This is a genomic window from Oscillatoria nigro-viridis PCC 7112 (assembly GCF_000317475.1).
In the GTDB taxonomy this organism is placed as follows: Bacteria; Cyanobacteriota; Cyanobacteriia; order Cyanobacteriales; family Microcoleaceae; genus Microcoleus; species Microcoleus nigroviridis.
Genome location: NC_019729.1, coordinates 3,144,877 through 3,166,603 on the forward strand (window position 1 = coordinate 3,144,877; position 21,727 = coordinate 3,166,603).

Genomic DNA, 21,727 nt, shown 5'->3' on the forward strand with positions numbered 1-21,727 from the left:
TTGGAATGTGCATAAAACTGGGTGAATCCTGCGATATCTCTTCAAAAGCGCAGTGGAGAAGTCCCTACGATTGTTAATTTTACACCGGATTAATTTCGTAGTAAGGACTTCAGTCCTTATCGCATTGCCTTTACGAAAAATTTTTGCTCAATTCTGCATAAAGCCGCCAAAACCTGCGATATCAGAGTATCAACACGCAAAAACTGGACTATGACGAGACATGATACCCCCGTCGAACCCTTAGCAGCTTTAGTTCCTGTAGGGGCAAGTTTCAACTTGTTGCTTCCACCCACGGGTTGCGAACTCAAACCGATTTCCTTGACTTTGTTACTGCTGGCAGGTTACAGCGCTATTTTCCCTGGGAGAATCGAATTATCTCGATGTCATCCGAACGTGCCTGTGAACACCGACGAACAGTTACGCCAACTTCTACAACTCTTGAAAGACTCGCAAGAGGGTAGTAAGGAACAAGAAAGACTCAAAAATCAATTGTGCCAACTCATTCCCCGTTTGCCCGGAATTCGCAAGCATCCTTATCCTAATATTGATTTAGAGGAAATGATGCAGGAAGCTTATTGCGGTTTTCTCAAAACGCTTTCGGCATTTTTGAGGGGAATTGACCTCGACAATCTCGCTGCTGATGTGTTGCGAACCCGAGTGGTTCAGCGGTTCAATAAAACTCTCAAGAACAAAGTCTATGAGCAATATCGCCGGATGCAGCAACAGATTTTTAGTGTGAGTTTTGATGCTCCGATTACGAGCAACCGAGGTGAAAAATTTGCGGCTCAAGAACCGATAGACCATACCACGAAAAATGGAATTGAGCAACTCATCGAGAGAGAACAAGCTCAAAATAAGCAGCGCATCGGCCGCCAACTATGGCAGTGTATTGAAGACGATCCGACGGGAGAACTGCGAAACAGTTATCCCAATGAAAAAATAGATAAGAAGAAGCCAAATAATCCCGAAAATCGCCGCCCTCGGCCGGATGCCAATTCTCACGTACTCGCACTGCGATTGCTGTTGCAAGACCCTCCAGATAAATTGTCTAAAATTGCCAGAGAGTTAAACATTGACTATCAAACTCTCAACTCTCACTGGAAAAGAACAGGTTTGGCTCTCGTCAAAGAGATTGCACTTAAGTTTGGATATCAACCCGAGGAATAATGGTGAATAGCATAGATACTTATTTGTTAGAAATTCCTCTGGAGCAAACTGCCCGCAATTTGGCTCTGCAATTTGCTTCAGAGCAAGCTAATCCGCAAAAAGGCAAGCGGGTTTATTTCAATACCCTGGCGGTTTGGGCGGTTAACTATTTCTTGGAATGGATGGAAATGGAAACCGATATTCAGAGTGGTGATAGTTGGAATCCAGCAATGCGGGCGGTTGTGGATGTGGGCGATTTGGTTTTGCCGGGAATTGGCAAGATAGAATGCTGTCCGGTTCAGCTCGGAGAATCGGCGATTTTTCTGCCGGAAGTGCGGGAAAATCGCATTGCATATATCGTCGTTCAGTTTGCCGAACCTTTCGATAAGGTGAAACTTTTGGGCTTTATTCCGGCTGTGGAAATTCTGGATAAAACTGAAGAGATTTCTCTAAGTAATCTCAAACCAGTTGAGGAATTGTGGGAGTATTTGGATCGGATTGAGTTGGCAATTCCGCTAGTGCAAAATGAAATTGAAGAGTTGCTATCTGATTTGGAAGAAAATGACCCGGTACAAGCACAAGTTCGGGATAATTTGCAAAACAAATCTATTTCTGAAATTGTGGCAATTTTGAATAAAGTTTTGCACAGTAGTGAGAAATCTGACTGGGGATATGAAGGAGGGAAGGCTTTAGCGGGAAGTGGTTCTAGTAGTGGAGGTTTGGGAAATAGAGATATATCTTTCTCTCGCGATCAATCTTCACCTGTTGAGAAAGCTTCAGATATTGAGGAGGATGTGAAAGCGGAACTGAATCTGATTGCTGAAGATTTGTTGGAGAAGTTAGCTGAGATTTGGGGAGATGATGATGACTTGTAGGGGTTCCCATCGACTGAAGAAATCGGGTTTTTGACCACATCTGCGGGTTGAAACGAAATATTTTCGTCCATCAAACCCGGCTTCTGAATTCCCACCGACAGAAGAAACCGGGTTTGATTGCCACATCTGCGGGTTGAAACGAAATATTTTCGTCCATCAAACCCGGTTTATGGGCCCCCACAACTCAACCCTAAAATTCATTACAATGAATCAATGGAAAATATGTAATTGAAAAGACATGACTCAAAATAATTTACTGTCTCGCATCTCAATCGACTCGAATATCTGCTTTGGCAAACCCTGTATTCGCGGTCATCGCATCTGGGTTTCTCTGATTCTGGACTTTCTCGCTAGCGGCATGACTTTGGAAGAATTGCTTGAGGAATATCCGGGAATTGAACGAGAAGACGTTTTGGCTTGTATTGCTTATGGGGCTGAGTTGGCAAGAGATTGTTATGTCGAAATTCCTGTGGGTGAAAAAAAGGTAGTTTTAAAGTGAAGTTAAAACTTGATGAAAATTTGGGCAGCATCCGCGTTGTTTCGATAGCTATGAGACACGGAATTAATTCCCTGTCGGGCTTTCGGCAAAACGTGCTATTTCATCCACATTAATCCGAGTTTATCTCCGCTTAAAAATCGGGTTCCGCAGCCAAAAGCTCGATCGACAAATCCATCTGTTCCTTCCCCCGCGCCAAAAAGCTTTCGCACTCCTGCAAGCACTCCACAGCCACCGCAAACTGCTCGAAAACCTCTTCTAGAGGCAACTCTCCCGATTCCACCCGATCGATAATCGCTTCAATTCGATCGACCGTTTCCTCATAATTCCAGTCAGACTGGCGCAACTGCGAATCAATCATAACTTTTCTTCTGCATCCAATACTTCTACAATCTTAACTTTCAGCACGCCCCGACTCAACCTCACAGTCAATTCCTCTCCCAATTCCAAACCGTCGGTTTTGCGGACGATCGTACCGTCACTTTGGATTACCGCCGCATAACCCCTTTGCAATACCGCCGCCGGATTCAGTGCGGATAACTTTTCTTGCAATACTTCCAGTTTACCAGTTGCTTGCCGCAAAGTTCGGGATGTCGCAGGCAAACGTTTTAATCGATTTTGTAACAGTTGCAAATGCTCTTCTTCTGTCTGAAATCGGGTTCGCACAGCGTTTGCTAAATTGACCGTTCGCTGCTTGTGTTCCAAGTAAAGATCTGCTAAAATTGGTACAGCTTGAGCGGCCGCCGCAGTCGGAGTGTGGGCTCGTTTATCTGCTACTAAATCCGCGAGAGTTTCATCTCTTTCGTGTCCGATGCCTGTAATAATTGGAATCGCACAATTCGCGATCGCCCTGACAACTCTCTCATCATTAAAACAAGCCAAATCTTCCGCAGAACCGCCGCCCCGCGCTAAAACGATCGCATCCGCCCTACCGTCCAATTCTACCCGGGCGATCGCCCGCGCGATCGCTGCTGCAGCGAATTCTCCCTGCACTCCTGTCGGCGACAGCAACACCCGCAAACCCGGATATCTTTGGGCTAGAGTCCGCTGAATGTCTCCCCAAGCCGCGCCGGTATCGGATGTCACCACGGCCACAATTTGCGGGTGTGCGGGAATCGGGCGCTTTCTGGCGGGATCGAAGAAACCCTCAGCATCCAAGCGCGATCGCAATTGCTGCAACCGCAAAGCCTGCAACCCTTCTCCAGCCGGTAGCGATTGCACAACAGTCAACTGGTACTCGCCGCGATTTTTGTAAACCCGGATGCTTCCCAAAACCAGCAACTGTTCGCCTTTTGCGGGTATTTGCACTAATTTCTGCCGCTGAGAATTCCACACCACGCAGCGAATAGCAGCGCTTTTGTTGGTGTCGCACAGAGTGAAAAAGCAGCCGCTGGGGTGGTGTGAAACGTTCGACACCTCGCCTGTCAGCCAAACTGATTGCAGGTTGCGATCGCCCTCCAACAAGTCTTGCAGGTATGATGTTAGTCCGGCAACAGATAAAGCTGTATCGGGAAGAATTGAAGTCATCCAATTTTAGATTTTAGAGTTTAGATTTTAGATTTAGGCTACTATCAATACTTCGGACAGTGTGTGATTGCCAACCGTAAAGTAAGGGTTTCAGGGCGATTGTGCAATCTCCTTCATAACGGAAAATCATTGGTTTCAGAATACAATCTAAAAATAGTCCGGACTATTGTACTATATCTAAGGTAATTTATTTGTAGGCTGAGCTGGCGATCGTAAATTTAACGGCAAACAAACTAATGATATCAGATACAATGACTTCGATGAATGTGCTGCGCCAAGAGGCTGCGGCGATCGGCATTACTGAGGAAGAAGCCAGAAAATATGGCGACCTCCGACATAAAAGAACTTGGTCTTTGGCGATCGAACATCACCTCTCAATGCAAGATTTTGCAGATCGCATAGAACAATCCTTCACAACTTCCGAACCCGATTCCTCCAGCGCACTCAACCACTCTCAGACTGAAGAGTCGAAAGACTATGGTATTCAGCTAACTGCGAACCTAGGGGAATCTAGAGCAACCGGGGAGAACCAAACAGCATCTCTTGCTTCGCCACAACAGCAAGCAGTAGCAATCGGGCGATCGCCCGGTAATTCCGACCACCGCAGCAACCAAAACCGAGGTTTTAAACAAGTAGTTCAAAATCATATTAAAGCATTAACAATTGCATCCGCTTCCCGCACAAACCTGCTTAATTCACAACTGAACAATTGGGTTTGTCCTGAGTGCGGGCCGGAGGGCGAATTGGGTTGTTACCTTTGCGCTGGAGAAGGCACTGTAGGCGATATTCCAGCTATTTGCTGGACGCTAGCTTATATGGAAATGTTGGGCTGTTCTGCTCGCGAAATTGAACCGCTGAGAAAAATTTCGCCTTCATTGAATATTCTGGAATTGAATTTAAAAGTTTGTGTTGCTATCAAACAAAGTAGCGAAGTTTTAGCCAGGACGGAGAAATGGGTAATTAGTCATTAGTTACCTGAAAGCTCAACCAAATTAAGTATTGATTCTAGCTTTTTCAAAGCAACTTCCAAATCGTCATTAACAACTTGGAAATCGAATTCTCCTGCAGCTTCAATTTCCTCTTTAGCCCGCACCAACCGACGGGCGATCGCAGTTTCGGAATCTTGACCCCGACTCCGCAGCCGCCGCTCCAATTCTTCCCAAGAAGGAGGTAAAATAAAAATTCGCAGCGCCTCTGGAAAATTATTCCTAATTTGCCTCGCCCCTTCCAGCTCAATTTCGAGGATTACCCATTTTCCCTCACCAATTCCTTGCTTGAGACCAAAATAGGGAGTACCGTAAAAATTACCGGCAAACTGGGCCCATTCGGCCAAATCTCCAGCCTCAACCATTTGTTCAAAGCGGCTGCGGCTGACAAAATAGTAGTGTTGTGCCTCAATTTCTCCCTCACGGGGCTCACGAGTTGTCACCGATACCGAAAGATACAATTTGGGATGGCGATTGAGGAGCGATCGTACTAAGGTGCCTTTCCCCACACCGCTAGGCCCCGTCAGAACAATTAATTTACCAGATTTCATTTTGAGAAGAGAAACGTGTAACAATTTAAGTTTCCGCTTACTCTAAACTGTAAGCGCTCAAATTGCAACTGACAAACCTCAATCATCCCGACCTTGACTGTCTTTGCCGATCGCAAAACGATTAGCAACCGTTTCCGGCTGAATCGCCGAGAGGATGACGTGACTCGAATCTGTAATAATTACCGCTCTCGTGCGGCGGCCGTAAGTAGCGTCAACCAGTTGTCCTCGCTCCCGCGCATCAGTAATAATCCGCTTAATTGGCGCTGACTCCGGACTGACAATGGCAATCACTCGATTACCAGACACAATGTTACCAAAACCGATATTAATTAATTGAATATCCATGAAAATCTTAATCTATGGGTGAACGATTGACTATTAATCCTTACTTTTTATCATATAATATACAAATATTTTTTTTTGAGAATTCTCAAATTAATCCCAACTAAGTTTTTTAGTTTCTACCTAAAAATTTTACCCTTTTGACGCCGAGTACCCCGTTCTTTATCAAAAATTTAAAAAAGACTCGCTGTTGCCGCTCTATCTTAAAGATTTCGTAAAAGCCTCGATTTTTAGTTGCCAATAAAAGCATTAGCTGTATCGAGAAAACAACACGTAAATGTTGCGAAATATAAATTTAATAACCGGGAGAGGGAAATTTAAATATAATCAGCGATCGATGACAGTAAATATTCGCAAATCGAAGTCTATACTAACAGTATTGAGACTGATGCTGCTTTGATGAGCTTTTCAACCTAAATTAAAATCTGCTGGCGATCCTCTTCGTTGGCGTAGCCCCCGTAGGGGCGGGCTTCGCTAACGCACTTTCTGCCAAATTTTCCACAAAAAGATTGGGAATGATGTGCCAAACTACAGATGTTTCTTCGATCGTGTTCTACAATAAAATTCGTTGGTAGTGAGGACTTTAGTCCTATTAATACCCATAAAATAATACCCAGAAAAAAACTGTGGCTAGAATTATCAATTTTATAACTATTATGAAAATTTGCCCAGTCCCGCGCCGGACAAGGCATTGCCGTTTCCCTACAGATGGTCACACGATTATATCTAGCAATAGTTTTGGAATTAGTCAGTTCTCGACGCACACATACCAAAGAAACCGGGTTTTTTACCGAATCTGCGGGTCACAACCTGTGTTTTTTCGTAAAAAAACCCGGTTTCACCAGCCCCGGTGCATCCAGAACTATTAGTATAAAAATCTGAGCACTTTAGTCCTCACTACAAACATTTTGAATTCAGCAAAAGTTACCCAAAAAGTAGTTTTACGCCTGCAGGGGTGACAACCCCGTTAGAAGCTAGACAAGGTAAGGCGTTGACCCATTACTCACAAGTTAAGCTAAAAACACTGCTGTCAATGAGTAATCTTACTCATTTATTACCGAGATACCAATTAAAATATGACTCCATTTGTTCCTTTATTATTGAAAAAAAATTGTTCGGGACTTCTTTGAGTTCCAGGGAAAGGAGAAATAATTAGCCTGACATGAGGTTTTCGTCGTCGCTTAACGATTCCTAAATCTTGATTTTTTGCTGCGGCTAAATACTCAACTAGGTCAGAAGCTAATCCTTTTTGATAGGCAACAGAAAAATGATAGATCCCCCGATCAATCATTTCTAATGAAACACGTTCAATTGGCACTCCTAATTCATCCGCAACGGCATCTCAAGAGTCTACCAAAACCGCATAAAATAGCCAAGTAGCCCAGATTTGTAGCTTGATTACCTTTAACTAACCTGTCCATAAATAGCTGAGATTTAGTAATCTTTTTACTAGGCAAAATGCCTCTTCAATTCGCCAGCGTCTTTGAGAGAAATCTGCTACTACATAGGGGGTAATAGGGAGCATTTCATATTTGTAAAAACACTGATTCTGGCTCCTAACTTCTGACTTCTGACTCTTTTCTCCTGGCTTCTGACTCCTGACTCCTAACTCCTATTTATAGCTGGGCTGCTTTCATTGAGATGCTCCCAGCTAATATTTCGGGTTCTTGGACACTTGTTAGATAAGAACGCCAGGAAGTCTGGGAGCGAATCTGTACTAATCTGATAGTTAAAGCTGGTGTATTTTTTGTCCCTGCACCTATTTTAATTATCTGGTCTTTGACATCATAAGTATTGGTTAATACCCGCTCTACCTGATAATATGCACCTTTCTTGATTCGAGTGATAAATCCAATTTCTTGATCGATTAGTTTTGACCAAAAAGCGAATTTATAGAAGCCTCTCTCCAATAACAGCAAGGTTTTTGGCTTAACTGTTTTTAGTAAATCTTCCTCCCAATTAGTATCTGCTTGTTTGGGATTTGTCTCCAACCAAATTTCTTCGGGAAGGTGAGTTACTAGGTCTATGATTACTCCCTTTTTTCCGGATAATTGACTAATTGGAACATCCGATCAACTTTCTAGTTTACGAAATAATGCTTCTAATGTTGAGCCGTCAGCTATCCAGATATTTTCAAAGTTTTTTAAGGCAAATTGTACGCTATCCGGTAGTGGTTTTGATTTTCTCATCAACCATTTCCGACGAAAATGAGGCAGTAATTCTTTAAATAATTTTTCAAATAAAATTGCTGGAAAAGTTAAAAATCTTTGCGATCGTGCTTGTTGACTAATTTCAGACGGCTCACACCATAAAAATCCTTCTCTATTTAATAATCTAGTTAATTCTGTTACTCCTGCTACATTTCGCCATAAAAGACTTAATATTGCTGCCATCATTAATGGTAGTGTCAGAATCCTATCTCTTAAATTTAGTTGGCGATCGAAAGTTTTTTGAGCAGCCATTGCTGGAATTAATAAATCTTCCAGGTGATTCGCAATCGCTTCATTTTCTATTTGGGGACTATTTTTTTTCTTTGCACGATCTCGGTTAATTCTTTTTTTGCGAATCACAACTGATTCAATTATGCCTCAACGGCTTGCCCGGTAAAGGTTTCATCCTCTTTTACCTTTTTTTGTTTACCCCCTTGACAATTTGCACTTTTTCTTAAATTGTCACAAATGGGTCTTGAGCCAAGCAACGCTTTAGGAGAATCAATCTCTACTGTGGTTGGAGAAGTCCTGCCTCAGCAAATTGGCTCGTAGATTAAAGAATCCCCGTGCGTAAACGCCGGGAGTGTCAACCTTGAAATGTGGCAACCGAAACCCGATCGCGCCCTGCTTCTTTCGCCCGATAAAGCGACTCATCGGCCATCGCAATTAGCTCCCCCGGCTGCGACCTCGCCCCCGGAATGCAGCAAGCTACACCCAAACTCAGCGTCACATATTGGCGGACAGCAGAATTAGCGTGAGCGATGTGCAAACCCCGCACCTGTTGTGCGATCATTTCAGCTACGCAAGTGGCACCTTCAATATCCGTATTCGGCAAAACTACTACAAATTCTTCTCCACCGTAACGGGCTACTAAATCTGCCGCTCGCTTTACCGAATGCTGGATCACCGCCGCCACTTGCCGCAAACATTCATCCCCCGCTTGGTGACCGTAAGTGTCGTTGTAAAGTTTGAAATAATCAATGTCGCACATAATCAAAGACAGCGGTGCTTCTTCCCTCGCCAAACGCCGCCATTCCGTATCGAGGTATTCATTAAAAGAGTGGCGGTTTCTTACTTCAGTCAAACTGTCGTAATTTGCCAAATAATGCAAGGCTCGATTCACTGTTTCTAACTGCTTTTTCTGCTGCAGCAACTGACGGTTGAGTTCCGCCAACTGCTGTTCGGCTGAGTGCGATCGCAACAAATTTCTCACCCTCGCCAGCAATTCCCTCTCGTCAAAAGGCTTTGAAATATAATCGTCAGCACCCGCATCCAAACTTTCGATCCGAGCTTCCATCCCCGATCGCGCTGTCAAAAAGATTACCGGAGTAGATTTCAATTCTGGCGTGTTCCGAATCTCCTTGAGCAAATCCAGTCCGTTTTGTCTGGGCATAATTTGGTCGCTCACAATCAAATTTGGCTGCAAACTTTTGGCTTTTTCTAAACCTTCAACCCCGTCACTCGCCACGGCGACTCGATAGTACGGACTTAATAAAGTTTGGAGGTAAGCCAGCAGAAAATTATTGTCTTCTACTACCAGCAACAGCGGTAATTCTCGGCAGTCACTTGTTAATTGTTCCAAATGATTTTTGTCGTCAAAACTGTTAGGTTCTGGTAGGGTGGGCTGGGGTGCGGTCGCCCGGATATTTCCCGAACCCCACTCTCCGGAGCCGAATCCAGTCAGTCCAGCCAATTGGGCGATCGCGCTCACCAACTGATTCGCTTCCACCGGCTTCGACAAATGCCTCTGAAACCCCGCCTCCAGCGCCGATGCCGAATCTTCTTCCTTGATGCCTCCCGTCAGCGCCACGGCCGGCAGCAGTTCCCTGTGCTCGGACATTTCCATTGCTCTGATGCGGCGGATCAAATGGCAGCCGTCGGCTCCCGATACCGTCATATCGCTGACCAACACGTCGGGTCGCGACTGTTGCAACTCGGCCATCGCTTCGGCGGCGCTACCCACCGCTGTTACCTTGGCTCCAAATGCTTCGAGGCCAGTTTTGAGAAATTGGCGGATCTCGGCGCTGCTTTCCACAACCAGGACTTGCTTTCCCGCTAGGGGTTTGGAAACCGATCCGGGTCTGCTTTCGCTTTGGGCGATCGCAGCAGTGCGATCGTCGGGTGCATTTTTGTTGGCGCTCGGTAGCAGCACCCCAAAGGTCGCCCCCTGTCCGAGGCCGGGACTCGAAGCCCAAACACTTCCCCCGTGCAGTTCCACTAACTGCCGCACAATTAAGAGCCCGAGCCCCAGCCGATTTTGTTCCGTGTTCTGGAAGCTGTCTGCAGGGCGGAAGTAGTCAAAGATGTGCGGCAGAAATTTGGGGTCGATGCCGCAACCGCTGTCGCTGACCCGAATCAACACGCCCGACTCAGTAGGCTCGATCCGCACTTGAACTGGGTATGGTGTCGATTCTGGGGTGAATTTGATGGCGTTGGCAAGGAGGTTCCAGACTACTTGCTGCAAGCGTTCTGCATCTGCCAAAACGTAGCTGACGGCGGGGTCGAAATGTTTTTCTACCCGGAGGTTTTTGGCATCGGCGGCGGGGCGGAGAGTGTCGATCGCAGATTCTACGATCGACGGGAGGTGAACTCGGCCGATGTTCAGGCACACTTTCCCCCGCAGCAACCGCGAGAGGTCGAGGAGATTGTCTATTTGCCGGTTTTGTAATTTGGCGTTGCGCTCGATGATTTCCAAAGCGCGGCTGGTGGTGGCTTCGTTTAAATTGCGCGATCGAGCTAGCTGCGCCCATCCCAAAATCGCGCTCAGGGGCGATCGCAGTTCGTGGGAGACGATCGCCAGAAATTCGTCTTTTGCCCGGTTGGCTTCGGCTTGGGCTGCTTCAACGGCTTTGCGATCGGTGATTTCGAATCCGATCGCCAAATACTGATAGGGTTTTCCCTTACACCCCAACAGTGGAACTACTGCTGCGTACACCCAATAATCACTTCCATTCTTGGCTTTATTCTTAATGTCTCCTTGCCAAACTTCACCTTTGGCAACAGTTGATAGCAGATTTTTAATTATTTCCGAAGATTTATATTCCGAATGGAGGATGCCAAAGTGGCTGCCGATCAGTTCTCCGCGCGAATAGTTCGATATGGAGCAAACTAGATCGCTGACGTAGTTGATAATTCCTCGCGCGTCAGTCCTCACCGCAAGTGCCGATCGGTCGATCGCTCTTTTAAAATCTAAACATTCTTGTAGCGACGCCTCTAGTTCTTTTGTCGTAGAAAATTGACTGAGCCGATCGGAGGCGTTTTGTTGCTGGCGATCGGGCTTATCCTTACTCCGTTGTTGGATTTCCATTGCTTCTATTTTCCCCTGACGGCTGACAACTAATCTACTCGCATCCTGATTCATTATCACAATTTTCTTTCCCCCGCCGGCGGGTGTAATATTTTGTATCTCTTCATCTTCCTGACAAATTGGCAGGTACCACATCCACTCGGGAGTCAACTCAATTTTTGTTTATAGTTGGCTAGAGTTTGTCAATCTGAGGACTGATTTTTTCATATCTAGCCCAGCATCGGCTGCTGGCTCATTCCTGTTTATCTTTTATATTTTACTAGGGGGAAGCACTGAGAAATGTATGGTGTGGAGCGCACACCGACAGTTGCATTCTTGTTTGAAACGGGTATCATAACCGTCAACTTTGTTCTCACAATTACTCCTAGTATCTGGCACAAAGCCTCGTCTTCGGCAGGCTTTCGGGTGTGTGGCATTCTGCCTCATCTGCCCTGAACGAGATATATGTGCGGGGCTAGACAGTTCCCAAATCAGCGGCTGGTTTGGGTGCGCGAAGTCCCGATCTGGCGATCGTCCGTAACTTCTTTTAAATTATTTTATTCAACATCTTGACAGCTCTGTATATTTTTTGTATTATCAAATGTAATACAAATTCAGAGAAGAGAACCGCCCAACTGCCTTGACGCACTCAACTATTAACAATGTGAGGAAAATCGTCTGTGAATTTAGACGCTGTACGCGAGCAATTTGAACAAAGAGCCCTTGATTATGACGGCTTAATTCCCCGCCTCATTCCGCGCTATGGCGAGCAACACGATGTAATATTGCAGTTAATCGCTTCTGAAACAAAGGGTAACATAAAAGTTCTGGATTTAGGCGCGGGAACTGGCATACTGTCGGCTATGATTCTGCAAGCATTTCCTCAAGCAAAAGTCCTAGCCTTTGACATGGCCCAAAATATGCTGAAAACTTGCCAAACTAACTTGTCCGCTTACCGAGAACGGCTGACCTTGCAGCAAGGAAACTTTGCCGAAGATGATTTCGGCAGCGGTTACGATTTGGTAGTTTCAGGCTTGGCAATCCACCACCTCGACAGCGCAGGCAAACAACAGCTATTTCACAAACTTTTCCAATCGATGAATCCAGGGGGGATCTTGCTAATTCGAGATATTGTGACAGGTGCTACTCCCCGGCTGACTGAGCAATACGAACAGTTGTGGCGGCAGTACATGAAAGCTAACGGAGAAGACGATGCAGCCTGGTTTCAAAAATATTTAGAAGAAGATATTCCCTCCTCTGTGGAAGAGCAGACTAAGTGGCTTTCAGAAGCGGGTTTTGCAGACACAGGATGTCACTGGCGCTATCTCAACTTTGCTATTTTTGGCGGAGTTATCCCAAGGTAGAAGGTATTCGGCAGAATGCAGAGTTTTTGATAATTATCAAAAGATAAAGCTCGTGAAAAATTGTACCCCCAACATTTTTTCGTTCCCTGTCGCCTCACCTAATTATGTAGTGCTTAAGGGCGCACCTTACCGCTATAATTCGCGCGTAAGACCATTTTTTGCGTCCGGCAATCATGTTCATAAAACCTGTAGAGGCGGGTTCCCTCAAGCGCCCTCTGGCAGTGCAAACATATTCAACAAACCCGCATCAAATCAACGATATAACCTGCTAGTGACATTTTGTAAAAGGTGATTTAAAAGCTCAATAAATAAAGTAAAATTATGAATAATTCTCGATTAGTAAAAATTAGCAAATACCTCAGCAGACATCTGCGACACGCTCCGGATCGCATCGGCATTGAACTCGCTCCAGGCGGCTGGGTTCCTGTTAGCGAACTCCTCGATGCGTGCCAAAAAAATAACTTTCCTGTTCAGCTTGCAGAACTCAAGGAAGTAGTCGCGCAAAACGACAAACAGCGCTTTTCATTTGACGCAGCGGGCGTTCTAATTCGTGCCAACCAAGGACACAGTTTAGAGGTTGACTTGCAGTTAGAACCCGCTGTTCCCCCAGATATTTTATACCACGGAACAGGTAGCACTGCCGTCGAGTCTATTCTCAGTCAAGGAATTAGGAAAATGTCGCGGCATCACGTTCATTTGTCGGTGAATATCCAGACGGCGCGCCAAGTAGGTGCAAGACACGGCATTCCGGCAGTCTTTACTGTAGATGCGGCAGCCATGCAACGCGACGGTCATACATTTTACTGCTCGGAAAACAAAGTTTGGCTAGTAGATTTTGTGCCGCCGGCTTATCTAAAAATAAATTGAGAATTTTCAGTTTTTTTGTAAAAAATGTACCGCAAAAACGGTAAAATAAGAGTAAGTAGGAGTTTGGAAAAATGAGTGCGGAAGATATGGGCGATCGCGAAAACAATTTTCATCAAAATAATTCTCAAAATAGAGGTCTGCTAGGCTCTGGTTGGCGACCTTTTTACCGTCAATTTGATTGGGAACACCTGGTACACTTAGCGTCTAGCGATCCCTTAGAACTAGCTCAAAAAACTTTAGGTGCAGCTAGCGACATTGCTGACGCAATGGGACGGCATCAATATACCTGGTGGGCAAATATTTTAAATGTATTCTCGGAAAATACTCGCTACGAAATGGATGAATTTTGGGATTACATTACTCCGCAGCCAGTTTACCCGGATTACCGCTACAAAGATGTTTTAGTTACCGAAACGCCGGTGGTGCAATTGGTCAGCCGCGCTAGCATTCCCATCGACTACGTTCTCAACAAGCTCCAAGAGATTACTGTTTTCAAAGTTCTGGATTTGCTAGGGAAACCGGATGCAATTACCCAGTCTTTTATGGAGCGACATTTTTCTTATTCACCGGAGCGATTTATTAGCTGGGAACGCTTGGAAGTTTTGGGTACTGTTTATGCTTCTTGGGCCAGATTCGGCTGCTGGCTGCAAATTGACAGCTACGACAGGGGAAGACGCTGCTACACTCTGATTTGCCAAGATATTGCGCCGCTAGTTAGCAAGGCAACTTATAATTTAGCGGTGATTCTGGGCGGGTACAAAAGCCGCGTCGGACAGGTTCACAGCCAGTTCCCAATTCGCACGTTTTCTGGGGAGGTTCAAAGTTTTACCGATACTGTTCAGCAGGCAATTTTGGATCAAAATCAGTTGGCTGTTTTGGTAAGTGGCGAACCGGGGACGGGCAAAACTGCTTGGACGCAAGCGGTAGCAAAGGAAATTTTAGTGCCGCTGGGTTATGTGATTTTTATCTTAGACCACGATGCTGTGGAAAATTTTGTGCCGCCGAGTTATTTAGAGCGGATTTGTATTATTATCAATGAGGCTGATAATTTGGCTCAAGATCGATCGACTGCCGAGGCCCAACGCACTAACAAAACTGAACACATTTTGAGTTTGCTGGATGGAACTTTGTATCAAAGCGTCATTGACGAACACGGCATTCAATTTCAGCAAAAACTCGTAGTTTTGATGACTTGCAACACGACTGAAAGATTAGATCCTGCAATGTTACGGAAAGGGAGAGTGGATTTTACCAGTGAATTTACGCACAAATTTGTTTGAGCGCTCTCTTGCATTCTCAAGTTATCTGGCGATCGCACTGAGTACGCGATCTCATACTATGTTTGATGTTGGATTTTCAATTAAAGAATTGGGAATGACTGATGAAGCTCATGGTTTGGATCGCGGGCCTACAGCTACATTCTTTTGAGAACTTGTATAAAATACCGAACAATCACCAGCAAATCTTCTGAATATCAAAGTTTGGGGGAAACTTTCTGAAGTACCTATAGACCATTGGTGTCAACAATCGCCTAAAACCCTTTTTCTATCTGGTTGTTTGCCTGGTCTGGCTGCCCTCTTGCGCCCCGGAATAGTCGGGGGACACAACAGAGCGCTCCAGTCCCCTCCGACTATTATTCGGGGGCGCCAGCGCGATCTATGCCTAATCGTCAAACAGCAACCGGGAACTAGCTTTGGTCTTAAATTGACACTAATGCCTATAGACATATCCCCATCAAAAATGATATCAATGATGGGTGATACCCTCTAAGGGTATCGTCCGAGAGAGCAAATCAGGGGAAAACAGCATTTTTGGTCTCAAACAGAATTTTTCAAAATAGACAGCTATGGAGGAAATCCCAAATCGTGCAAACTAAGCCAGTTCAGCAAAAAAGTCAGGGACTGGGAAGGTACGTTGACGGGACTGTCCCGATCGCCCAACAACCCACAGAGGCAGCCGTGTCCGAGAGTAAAGACCGATTGCGGCGGTTTGTGGAGCGCTCCGCCGAGGCCGTGGCAATGGTAGATTGTGAAATGCGCTATCTGTCGGTTTCTCGTCGCTGGGAAACAGATTGCGGGTTGGGCAACGGCGAGGTTATCGGCCGATCTCATTGGGAACTGTTCCCGAATCTCCCGGAATATTGGAAGCAAAATGCCCGGGCTTGTTTGACGGGAGTTTTGGAATACAGCGAGTTTGTGGCAGGGCGATCGGTCGCATCTGTATCAGGAAAAATCGCCAGCGGCTATGTCAGCGAGTCGGTAAGATGGGTATTTCAGCCTTGGAGAAATAGGGAAGGTGCGATCGGCGGTTTGATTTTGTTTGCATCTAAGATAGCTGAGGCTCCCGCTCACACCAATTCCTATAATAAATTTCAGTTCGAGGTCAAAAGCAAGCAGTTAGAAACAATACCGCAACTAACTCAAATTGCCCTCGAAAATGCTGCTGATACAATCTTTTTTACTACCTCCGACGGTCAAATTTGCTACGCGAACAAAGCCGCTTGCCATCTTTTCGGCTACTCGGAATCGGAACTGCTAAACATGAGGGTTAGCGACATCGATTCGCACTTGCCAGCATCGGATTGGCGAGAGCACTGGGCTCAACTCAAGCAGCAAACCAACCTCACTTTTGAAACCCGTTACAAAACCAAAGACGGCGCCAGTTTGTCCGTCGAAGTTAAAGTCAATTATTTAGAATACGGCGGTTGCGAATACCGCTGCGCGATCGCCCGCGACATTTCCGCTCGCCTCGCAGCAGAATCAGCGCTCGTAGAGGCAAAAGAGCAACTTCAAGCCGTTTTGGACGCCGTGCCCGGATTAGTTTCTTGGGTAAGTTCAGATTTGCGATACTTGGGAGTAAACCGACATTTAGCTAGCGCTTATAAAATGCCAGCCGAACTATTTCTCGGTCAAAAAGTAGGTTTTTTAGATACAAGTCCCAAATTTAACGATTTAGTATACGATTTCTTTGCCAACCATAAAAAGAAGACATCTCAAGAAGTAACAGCGAGCATCAGAGGAGAAAATAAAACTTATCTAATTGTAGCTCAAAAATACTATAACAATACGGCGGCGGTATTTGTGGGATTGGATATTACAGAAAGCAAACAGTCTCTTTTAGCTTTGCAAGAATCCGAAGAACGCCTGCGACAACAAGCGGCTAAATTAGAGCAGACGCTGTTAATTTTGCAGCAAACTCAAACTCAACTGATTCAAACAGAAAAGATGTCATCTCTGGGGCAGTTAGTAGCAGGAATAGCGCACGAAATTAACAATCCAGTTAGTTTTATTTCTGGCAATGTCAGCCATGCCAGTGGCTACATTCAAGAACTGCTGCGCTCGATCGACCTTTACCAAAAGTATTATCCCCATCCCGTGCCGGAAATTCAAGATTTGATGGAAGAATTAGACTTAGATTTCATCAAAAAAGACTTGCCAAAACTGCTAAATTCAATGAAAGTCGGTTCGGAAAGGATTCGCGATGTGGTGCGATCGCTCCGCTTGTTCTCGCGTACCGACGAAGCCCAAATGAAGCCTGCTGATATCCACGAAGGTTTGGACAGCACTTTGCTGATCTTGCAAAATCGCCTGCAAGCTAAAGGGGGACGGCCGGGGATTTCTCTAGTTAAAGAGTACGGGGATTTGCCGCGAGTTCACTGCTATGCGGGACACTTAAACCAAGTGTTCATGCACTTGTTGACAAATGCGATCGACGCTTTGGAAGAAGGGGGGAGAAATCCCGAAAAGCATGGTAAGATGCAAAATCAGTCTTACTTGTCTTCAGCCAGGTCGAACTCTGAAATATTCAATCCCGAAATTCGGATTCGGACCTCCGTGGTAGGGGAAAACGAAGTTGCGATCGCCATTAGTGACAACGGCCCTGGCATGACTGAAGAAGTCCTAGACTGCATCTTTGACCCTTTGTTTACTACTAAATGTCCAGACACGAGCACTGGTTTGGGTTTAGCAATATCCCAGCATTTAGTAGTAGAAAAGCACGGCGGTGAGTTGCACTGTGTTTCGCGTCCGGGAGAGGGAACGGAGTTGATCATTAAAATTGCGATCGGCAACGATTAATTAGCTATTTACAAATAGGAAATAAGATGGTAATTGAGTGGCTCAAATTTAAAGTACCTCAAGAAAAGTGGGAGCAGTTTATTCAGCGAGATCAGGACGTTTGGACGGCGGGACTAAAAAGTTTCGACGGTTTTTTAGGCAAAGAAATTTGGGTAGATCCGGTGGAAAATGAGGTGGTGATGTTGATTCGCTGGGAAACTAGGGAGAAGTGGAAGTCGGTGCCACAAAGCACAATCGACGAGTTGGATGCCAAAATGGGCGATTTGCAAATTGCGATCGCCGAAAGTCGCGAATATCAAGTTCGCAAGTTTTTGCATTAGTTAGTCAGCAGTCAGTCGATCGTGTTAATTTTTGAAAGATTAATCATGCGTTTTACCTTGATTGTACCGCAGACATTGATGTGGTATTTGGTGTGAAGGGCGATCGCAACTCGTACAATGATCGCATTGAAATAGTGGCAATGGAGCAGATTGTAAGTGGAAAAAGAGATTGGGTTTCCTTGCGCCAACCCAACCTACAAGTGAGGGCGCTACAGTGAGAGAGCTACCGATACAGCAAGACTGACAAGGCTTGGATATGCAGCTTTAATTTCTCTTTTTCCCCATCTATAACCATCGTTGTGAGGATCGGAGAAGTGAACATCCTCAACATCTCCATTTCTTGAGTATTTCACAGTCCAGTGTGGATACTCACTGCTCTGCCCCGCTCTTTTTAACAGGTAGGCACGACCATCATCACGTACCTTGTATTCGAGATCATAACCTTCATCATCAGAAAAACCTGCTGATTGCCAACTAGAATATGCCATTTGTTCACCTCTATACTTTATTCTGGTTTATACAGGTGCATGCACCCCAAACGGATACTTAATCGAATGCAAAGAGTTTGTTTTACAGCTTCACTATCCTCTAATTGCTTGTTCTGTCATTCTCTCAAATTCATCGCATTTGTTGATCAGGGTTTGCACAATTTTGATGAAGTAATTGATATCCAGTAAACTGATCTCTGCATTGTGCATTATCGAAAAAACCTGCCTTCCATTAATTTCCTCTAGACACCAAAACCCAGTTTTATACTTACTACTTTCCTTAAGAAGATATGACGAAATTTGATGAGGAATATAATCAAAACTATCAAATTTTAAACCGCTGGGACAAGAAAACTCCAAGGTTGTGTCGTATCTCAAGATAAACACTGTCTGCGTACTTCCCGAAGCCATGTTAAATTTTATGATAGCCTTGTTAGAGTTGATGTCAGCAATTCTCCAGCCAATTTGATTGCAATATCCTCTGACTGTTACCTGAAAGTTGTTAGACGAAAACAAGTCTTTTTCAATTGCCATATGCTACTCCTCAAGTTAATGATAATTATGACTTTAAATTACATTACAGTAGATGCCTGATTTGCGGCTCAGGGATAATTTTGCCAGTTGTGCTAGTTTTGGCTAAATTTTCTCCGCATTTAGGTTAGGTGTCTAAACAAACCATTTACTATTAGCTGTTTCACCTCCTATACCTATATCAACGCGGTAGGTTTCTCCAGAATATTTAAATTCTCTCCGTGCAGCACGTATATCCCCATTACCGCCGTAACTTGTTCCTCTATTGTTTCCAAGCCAAGTAACCACTTTATCTACAGTAGACTCAAAATCTTCATGAGCTTTTCTAGGAAGTTCAGATTTTCCTTTACTTTTCAACCCTTCAACCACAGCGACAGCTTCGCTATAAGTTGGGGGCTGAGAAAATGGTTTGTCTGATGTAGCTAAATTATCTGTATTCTTCTGCAATTGAGCATAGAACCTATATGTACCCATGTCTTACTCCATTGAATCGAGTATATTTAACGATCGCTTTTAGCAAAACTTCCTACCAAAGAGGTCTCGCCCCAGAAAGAATTTGCTGGATGTCATAATCAGATAAGTCGTATACCCTACCTTGCTCGTCTCTAAAAGTAGCACCTTGACCAGTTTCTCCAACCTTGTAAATATGAATGTGATCTTTGTCAGCTTGTTTATCACTTAAACTTGAGCGAGCCATAAGAATATCGGTACACTTACCCTTGTTGTCAAATTGATATTTGATTTTGTAAGAACCTTTATTCTCCCAACTATTTGCACCAGGATACCACTTACTCATTTGCGTAGATTATTGAATAATTTGGATTTTAGACTTAAGACCCGGGTATAAAACGCCAAGAGTTTAATCCCTAAATTACGTTTTAATACTTATCCTATTTTCGTTATTGTTCAAAATTTTGTCTATCCAAAAAAGCTCAATTTTGTTGGCAATTTTGTCTGCAAATTAAACTCGCTACATGAAAAAAGTTGGAAAATGCCGTAAAATGTTGGAAAATGTTGGGTACAATACGGAAAATCACAACATCTACGATGGTACATGAATCTTAAGGAAGTGCTAAAAATGGCTGACGAGATGGTGTTTGCCAAGACGGGTCAGCACCTTGATGATTTGCAAGAGGCGATCGTGCAAGGAACCATGCAAGGTGAAAAATACACCAAAATTGCCGAGGATATTCACTGTAACGAGAGTTATGTTAGGGATGTTGGCTCAAAGTTATGGCAAATCCTTTCAGAGGAGTCAGGGGAAGATATCAGTAAAACTAATTTTCGATCGGCAATGGAGAGATTCCAACTCTCCCTATTTTCAAATGTTGTACAAGATTATGTCGGAGCTGGTAGCATTAATATCTGTGGAGAAGGTAGACACCCGCCAGATATACCACACTCACCTAATGGAGAAAGATCCAATTCAAAACAATCTAAAATATTGCATCAAGATTTAAGCGAGATGCCGGAATTGGGTGCTTTCTTCGATCGCACCCTCGAACTCCAAACCCTCACAACCTGGATTCTACAACAAAATTGCCGCCTCATCACCATCACCGGTGTCGGCGGCATCGGCAAAACATCCCTAGCAGTAAAACTCGTACAACAAATCAAAGACGAGTTTGAATACGCAGCTTGGTTCACACTAGACGAATTCTCCACCATCGATAAATTTCAATCTAACCTAACACAGCTTTTTTCCCAGTCAGAAAACCTAGATTCACCCCCAACAAACCAGAAACGCTTACCGCTGATTAAGTATTTGCAAAAGCATCGCTGTTTAATAGTCTTAGATGACATTCACAACCTTTTCTGTAGCGGCGAATTGGCGGGAAAATATAAACCCGACTACGAAGAATATCGCTCTTTATTCAAACAAATAGAAAAATTATCCCATCCCTGTTGCTTTCTGCTAGTCGGTTGGGAACCACCGAAAGAAGTTCCTCAACTCACCAGCGAAAATACTCCCATTCGGACTTTACAACTCACTGGCTTAGATACCGCAGCCGCACGGGAAATCCTCAGAGATAAAGGATTAGCAGAAATCGATAACTGCGAAGCACTGATTCACCGCTACCAAGGCAATCCGTTATGGTTAAAAAGCGTGGCGACTTTGATGCAAGAGTTGGGCATCGGCGCGAATGAGTTATTAATAGATGATACCATATTGTTACCAGAAGATTTAAAAGATGTTTTACAGCAGCAGTACGATCGCACTTCCCAACTAGAAAAACAAGTCATGTCATTGTTGGCGGCAGAAAACCAGCCAGTAAACGTCGCCAAATTGCTACAAAATGCACAAATATCATCATCCGATTTGCTAAACGCATTGCAATCTCTATCGCGGCGCTGCTGGATCGAAAAACAGGAAAGTCTTTACACTTTGCCACCTGTACTGAAGCAATATATTAAAGGGTTATAGCCAAAATATTCCTGGACGCATAAATACCAAAGAAACCGGGTTTTTTACCGATTCTGCGGGCTGCGACGAAGTGTTATCGTAAAAAAAACTGGTTTCTGGACACGATGCGTCCAGGACTATTTTTAAGAAAATTTTGCATAGAGAGCTAAAATAAAATTAACGCTTAAAAAGCCTACCCCTAGTACGAGAATGATAAAGATGGCGATACTGAAAATAGACTTTAGCCGATCGCCAATT

General features: G+C 44.5%; 20 protein-coding genes and 1 pseudogene. 11 read left to right on the plus strand and 10 right to left on the minus strand.

All coding sequences use genetic code 11. From position 1 onward, the window contains the following. Positions 1-210: 210 nt before the first annotated feature. The 3 genes from OSC7112_RS13365 to OSC7112_RS13375 all read left to right on the plus strand — a co-directional run bounded on the left by OSC7112_RS13365 (position 211) and on the right by OSC7112_RS13375 (position 2,520). Positions 211-1,167 carry a hypothetical protein gene (locus OSC7112_RS13365; protein ID WP_015176391.1) on the plus strand — a complete coding sequence of 319 codons (957 nt, stop codon included), beginning with the start codon at positions 211-213 and terminating at the stop codon, positions 1,165-1,167. Continuing rightward, on the plus strand, positions 1,167-2,021 hold the full coding sequence (locus OSC7112_RS13370; RefSeq protein ID WP_015176392.1) for a DUF1822 family protein: 855 nt from the start codon (positions 1,167-1,169) through the stop codon (positions 2,019-2,021). Before OSC7112_RS13365 ends, OSC7112_RS13370 begins: the two co-directional genes overlap by 1 nt. 238 nt (positions 2,022-2,259) lie before the next feature. Next, positions 2,260-2,520 (plus strand): DUF433 domain-containing protein, encoded by a 261-nt coding sequence (locus OSC7112_RS13375; RefSeq protein WP_015176393.1) that lies wholly within the window; start codon positions 2,260-2,262, stop codon positions 2,518-2,520. 130 nt (positions 2,521-2,650) lie between these two features. Here OSC7112_RS13375 and xseB read toward each other — a convergent pair whose 3' ends face one another. Both xseB and xseA read right to left on the minus strand, forming a co-directional pair. Continuing rightward, positions 2,651-2,878 carry an exodeoxyribonuclease VII small subunit gene (gene xseB, locus OSC7112_RS13380; protein ID WP_015176394.1) on the minus strand — a complete coding sequence of 76 codons (228 nt, stop codon included), beginning with the start codon at positions 2,876-2,878 and terminating at the stop codon, positions 2,651-2,653. Continuing rightward, entirely contained in the window at positions 2,875-4,044 is a 1,170-nt protein-coding gene (gene xseA / locus OSC7112_RS13385; RefSeq protein ID WP_015176395.1) for an exodeoxyribonuclease VII large subunit, read from the minus strand. Before xseA ends, xseB begins: the two co-directional genes overlap by 4 nt. Before the next feature lie 236 nt (positions 4,045-4,280). Between xseA and OSC7112_RS13390 the strand changes: the two genes are divergently transcribed. Beyond that, the gene (locus OSC7112_RS13390) at positions 4,281-5,015 is read left to right on the plus strand and encodes a hypothetical protein (protein ID WP_223300826.1); all 735 of its coding nucleotides are present in this window, start codon (positions 4,281-4,283) and stop codon (positions 5,013-5,015) included. Here OSC7112_RS13390 and gmk read toward each other — a convergent pair. From gmk to OSC7112_RS13420, 4 genes and pseudogenes are all read right to left on the minus strand, one after another. After that, the gene (gene gmk, locus OSC7112_RS13395; RefSeq protein ID WP_015176397.1) at positions 5,012-5,581 is read right to left on the minus strand and encodes a guanylate kinase; all 570 of its coding nucleotides are present in this window, start codon (positions 5,579-5,581) and stop codon (positions 5,012-5,014) included. The two genes, OSC7112_RS13390 and gmk, sit on opposite strands and share 4 nt — an antisense overlap. 78 nt (positions 5,582-5,659) lie before the next feature. Beyond that, on the minus strand, positions 5,660-5,926 hold the full coding sequence (remA, locus tag OSC7112_RS13400) for an extracellular matrix/biofilm regulator RemA (RefSeq protein ID WP_015176398.1): 267 nt from the start codon (positions 5,924-5,926) through the stop codon (positions 5,660-5,662). Positions 5,927-6,992: 1,066 nt separating this feature from the next. Continuing rightward, a pseudogene (locus tag OSC7112_RS42365) lies at positions 6,993-8,385 on the minus strand (transposase). 334 nt (positions 8,386-8,719) lie between these two features. Continuing rightward, complete coding sequence (locus tag OSC7112_RS13420; protein WP_223300827.1) at positions 8,720-11,590, minus strand: diguanylate cyclase; 2,871 nt, start codon at positions 11,588-11,590, stop codon at positions 8,720-8,722. A gap of 509 nt (positions 11,591-12,099) precedes the next feature. Between OSC7112_RS13420 and OSC7112_RS13425 the strand changes: the two genes are divergently transcribed. From OSC7112_RS13425 to OSC7112_RS13445, 6 genes are all read left to right on the plus strand, one after another. Beyond that, positions 12,100-12,783 carry a class I SAM-dependent methyltransferase gene (locus OSC7112_RS13425; RefSeq protein WP_015176402.1) on the plus strand — a complete coding sequence of 228 codons (684 nt, stop codon included), beginning with the start codon at positions 12,100-12,102 and terminating at the stop codon, positions 12,781-12,783. A 321-nt stretch (positions 12,784-13,104) separates the two neighbouring features. Next, positions 13,105-13,650 (plus strand): RNA 2'-phosphotransferase, encoded by a 546-nt coding sequence (locus OSC7112_RS13430; protein ID WP_015176403.1) that lies wholly within the window; start codon positions 13,105-13,107, stop codon positions 13,648-13,650. Between the two features lie 71 nt (positions 13,651-13,721). Continuing rightward, positions 13,722-14,930 (plus strand): AAA family ATPase, encoded by a 1,209-nt coding sequence (locus OSC7112_RS13435; RefSeq protein WP_015176404.1) that lies wholly within the window; start codon positions 13,722-13,724, stop codon positions 14,928-14,930. Then, entirely contained in the window at positions 14,905-15,078 is a 174-nt protein-coding gene (locus OSC7112_RS39715) for a hypothetical protein (protein ID WP_190274394.1), read from the plus strand. The genes OSC7112_RS13435 and OSC7112_RS39715 overlap by 26 nt, the downstream gene beginning before the upstream one ends. A gap of 437 nt (positions 15,079-15,515) precedes the next feature. Further along, positions 15,516-17,726 carry a PAS domain-containing sensor histidine kinase gene (locus OSC7112_RS13440; protein WP_015176405.1) on the plus strand — a complete coding sequence of 737 codons (2,211 nt, stop codon included), beginning with the start codon at positions 15,516-15,518 and terminating at the stop codon, positions 17,724-17,726. Between the two features lie 26 nt (positions 17,727-17,752). Beyond that, positions 17,753-18,046, plus strand: coding sequence for a TIGR03792 family protein (locus OSC7112_RS13445; RefSeq protein WP_015176406.1), 294 nt, complete (start codon positions 17,753-17,755; stop codon positions 18,044-18,046). Positions 18,047-18,255: 209 nt separating this feature from the next. Here OSC7112_RS13445 and OSC7112_RS13450 read toward each other — a convergent pair whose 3' ends face one another. The 4 genes from OSC7112_RS13450 to OSC7112_RS13465 form a co-directional block, all read right to left on the minus strand. Further along, positions 18,256-18,534, minus strand: a complete 279-nt coding sequence (locus tag OSC7112_RS13450; RefSeq protein WP_015176407.1) for a hypothetical protein — start codon at positions 18,532-18,534, stop codon at positions 18,256-18,258. A gap of 93 nt (positions 18,535-18,627) precedes the next feature. Continuing rightward, positions 18,628-19,068, minus strand: coding sequence for a hypothetical protein (locus tag OSC7112_RS13455; protein ID WP_015176408.1), 441 nt, complete (start codon positions 19,066-19,068; stop codon positions 18,628-18,630). 132 nt (positions 19,069-19,200) lie between these two features. Next, positions 19,201-19,539 (minus strand): hypothetical protein, encoded by a 339-nt coding sequence (locus OSC7112_RS13460; protein WP_015176409.1) that lies wholly within the window; start codon positions 19,537-19,539, stop codon positions 19,201-19,203. Positions 19,540-19,591: 52 nt separating this feature from the next. Next, positions 19,592-19,861 (minus strand): hypothetical protein, encoded by a 270-nt coding sequence (locus OSC7112_RS13465; protein ID WP_015176410.1) that lies wholly within the window; start codon positions 19,859-19,861, stop codon positions 19,592-19,594. Positions 19,862-20,119: 258 nt separating this feature from the next. On the opposite strand from OSC7112_RS13465, the gene OSC7112_RS13470 reads away from it, so the two are divergent. Further along, positions 20,120-21,490, plus strand: coding sequence for a helix-turn-helix domain-containing protein (locus tag OSC7112_RS13470; RefSeq protein WP_015176411.1), 1,371 nt, complete (start codon positions 20,120-20,122; stop codon positions 21,488-21,490). The last annotated feature ends 237 nt before the right edge of the window (positions 21,491-21,727 follow it).

Excerpts from the sequence above, each read along its gene's own strand:
- OSC7112_RS13365 (WP_015176391.1), top strand. The coding sequence starts at position 211 with ATGACGAGACATGATACCCCCGTCGAACCCTTAGCAGCTTTAGTTCCT.
- OSC7112_RS13370 (WP_015176392.1), top strand. The coding sequence starts at position 1,167 with ATGGTGAATAGCATAGATACTTATTTGTTAGAAATTCCTCTGGAGCAA.
- OSC7112_RS13375 (WP_015176393.1), top strand. The coding sequence starts at position 2,260 with ATGACTCAAAATAATTTACTGTCTCGCATCTCAATCGACTCGAATATC.
- xseB (WP_015176394.1), bottom strand. The coding sequence starts at position 2,878 with ATGATTGATTCGCAGTTGCGCCAGTCTGACTGGAATTATGAGGAAACG.
- xseA (WP_015176395.1), bottom strand. The coding sequence starts at position 4,044 with ATGACTTCAATTCTTCCCGATACAGCTTTATCTGTTGCCGGACTAACA.
- OSC7112_RS13390 (WP_223300826.1), top strand. The coding sequence starts at position 4,281 with ATGATATCAGATACAATGACTTCGATGAATGTGCTGCGCCAAGAGGCT.
- gmk (WP_015176397.1), bottom strand. The coding sequence starts at position 5,581 with ATGAAATCTGGTAAATTAATTGTTCTGACGGGGCCTAGCGGTGTGGGG.
- remA (WP_015176398.1), bottom strand. The coding sequence starts at position 5,926 with ATGGATATTCAATTAATTAATATCGGTTTTGGTAACATTGTGTCTGGT.
- OSC7112_RS13430 (WP_015176403.1), top strand. The coding sequence starts at position 13,105 with ATGAATAATTCTCGATTAGTAAAAATTAGCAAATACCTCAGCAGACAT.
- OSC7112_RS13435 (WP_015176404.1), top strand. The coding sequence starts at position 13,722 with ATGAGTGCGGAAGATATGGGCGATCGCGAAAACAATTTTCATCAAAAT.
- OSC7112_RS13445 (WP_015176406.1), top strand. The coding sequence starts at position 17,753 with ATGGTAATTGAGTGGCTCAAATTTAAAGTACCTCAAGAAAAGTGGGAG.
- OSC7112_RS13450 (WP_015176407.1), bottom strand. The coding sequence starts at position 18,534 with ATGGCATATTCTAGTTGGCAATCAGCAGGTTTTTCTGATGATGAAGGT.
- OSC7112_RS13455 (WP_015176408.1), bottom strand. The coding sequence starts at position 19,068 with ATGGCAATTGAAAAAGACTTGTTTTCGTCTAACAACTTTCAGGTAACA.
- OSC7112_RS13460 (WP_015176409.1), bottom strand. The coding sequence starts at position 19,539 with ATGGGTACATATAGGTTCTATGCTCAATTGCAGAAGAATACAGATAAT.
- OSC7112_RS13465 (WP_015176410.1), bottom strand. The coding sequence starts at position 19,861 with ATGAGTAAGTGGTATCCTGGTGCAAATAGTTGGGAGAATAAAGGTTCT.
- OSC7112_RS13470 (WP_015176411.1), top strand. The coding sequence starts at position 20,120 with ATGAATCTTAAGGAAGTGCTAAAAATGGCTGACGAGATGGTGTTTGCC.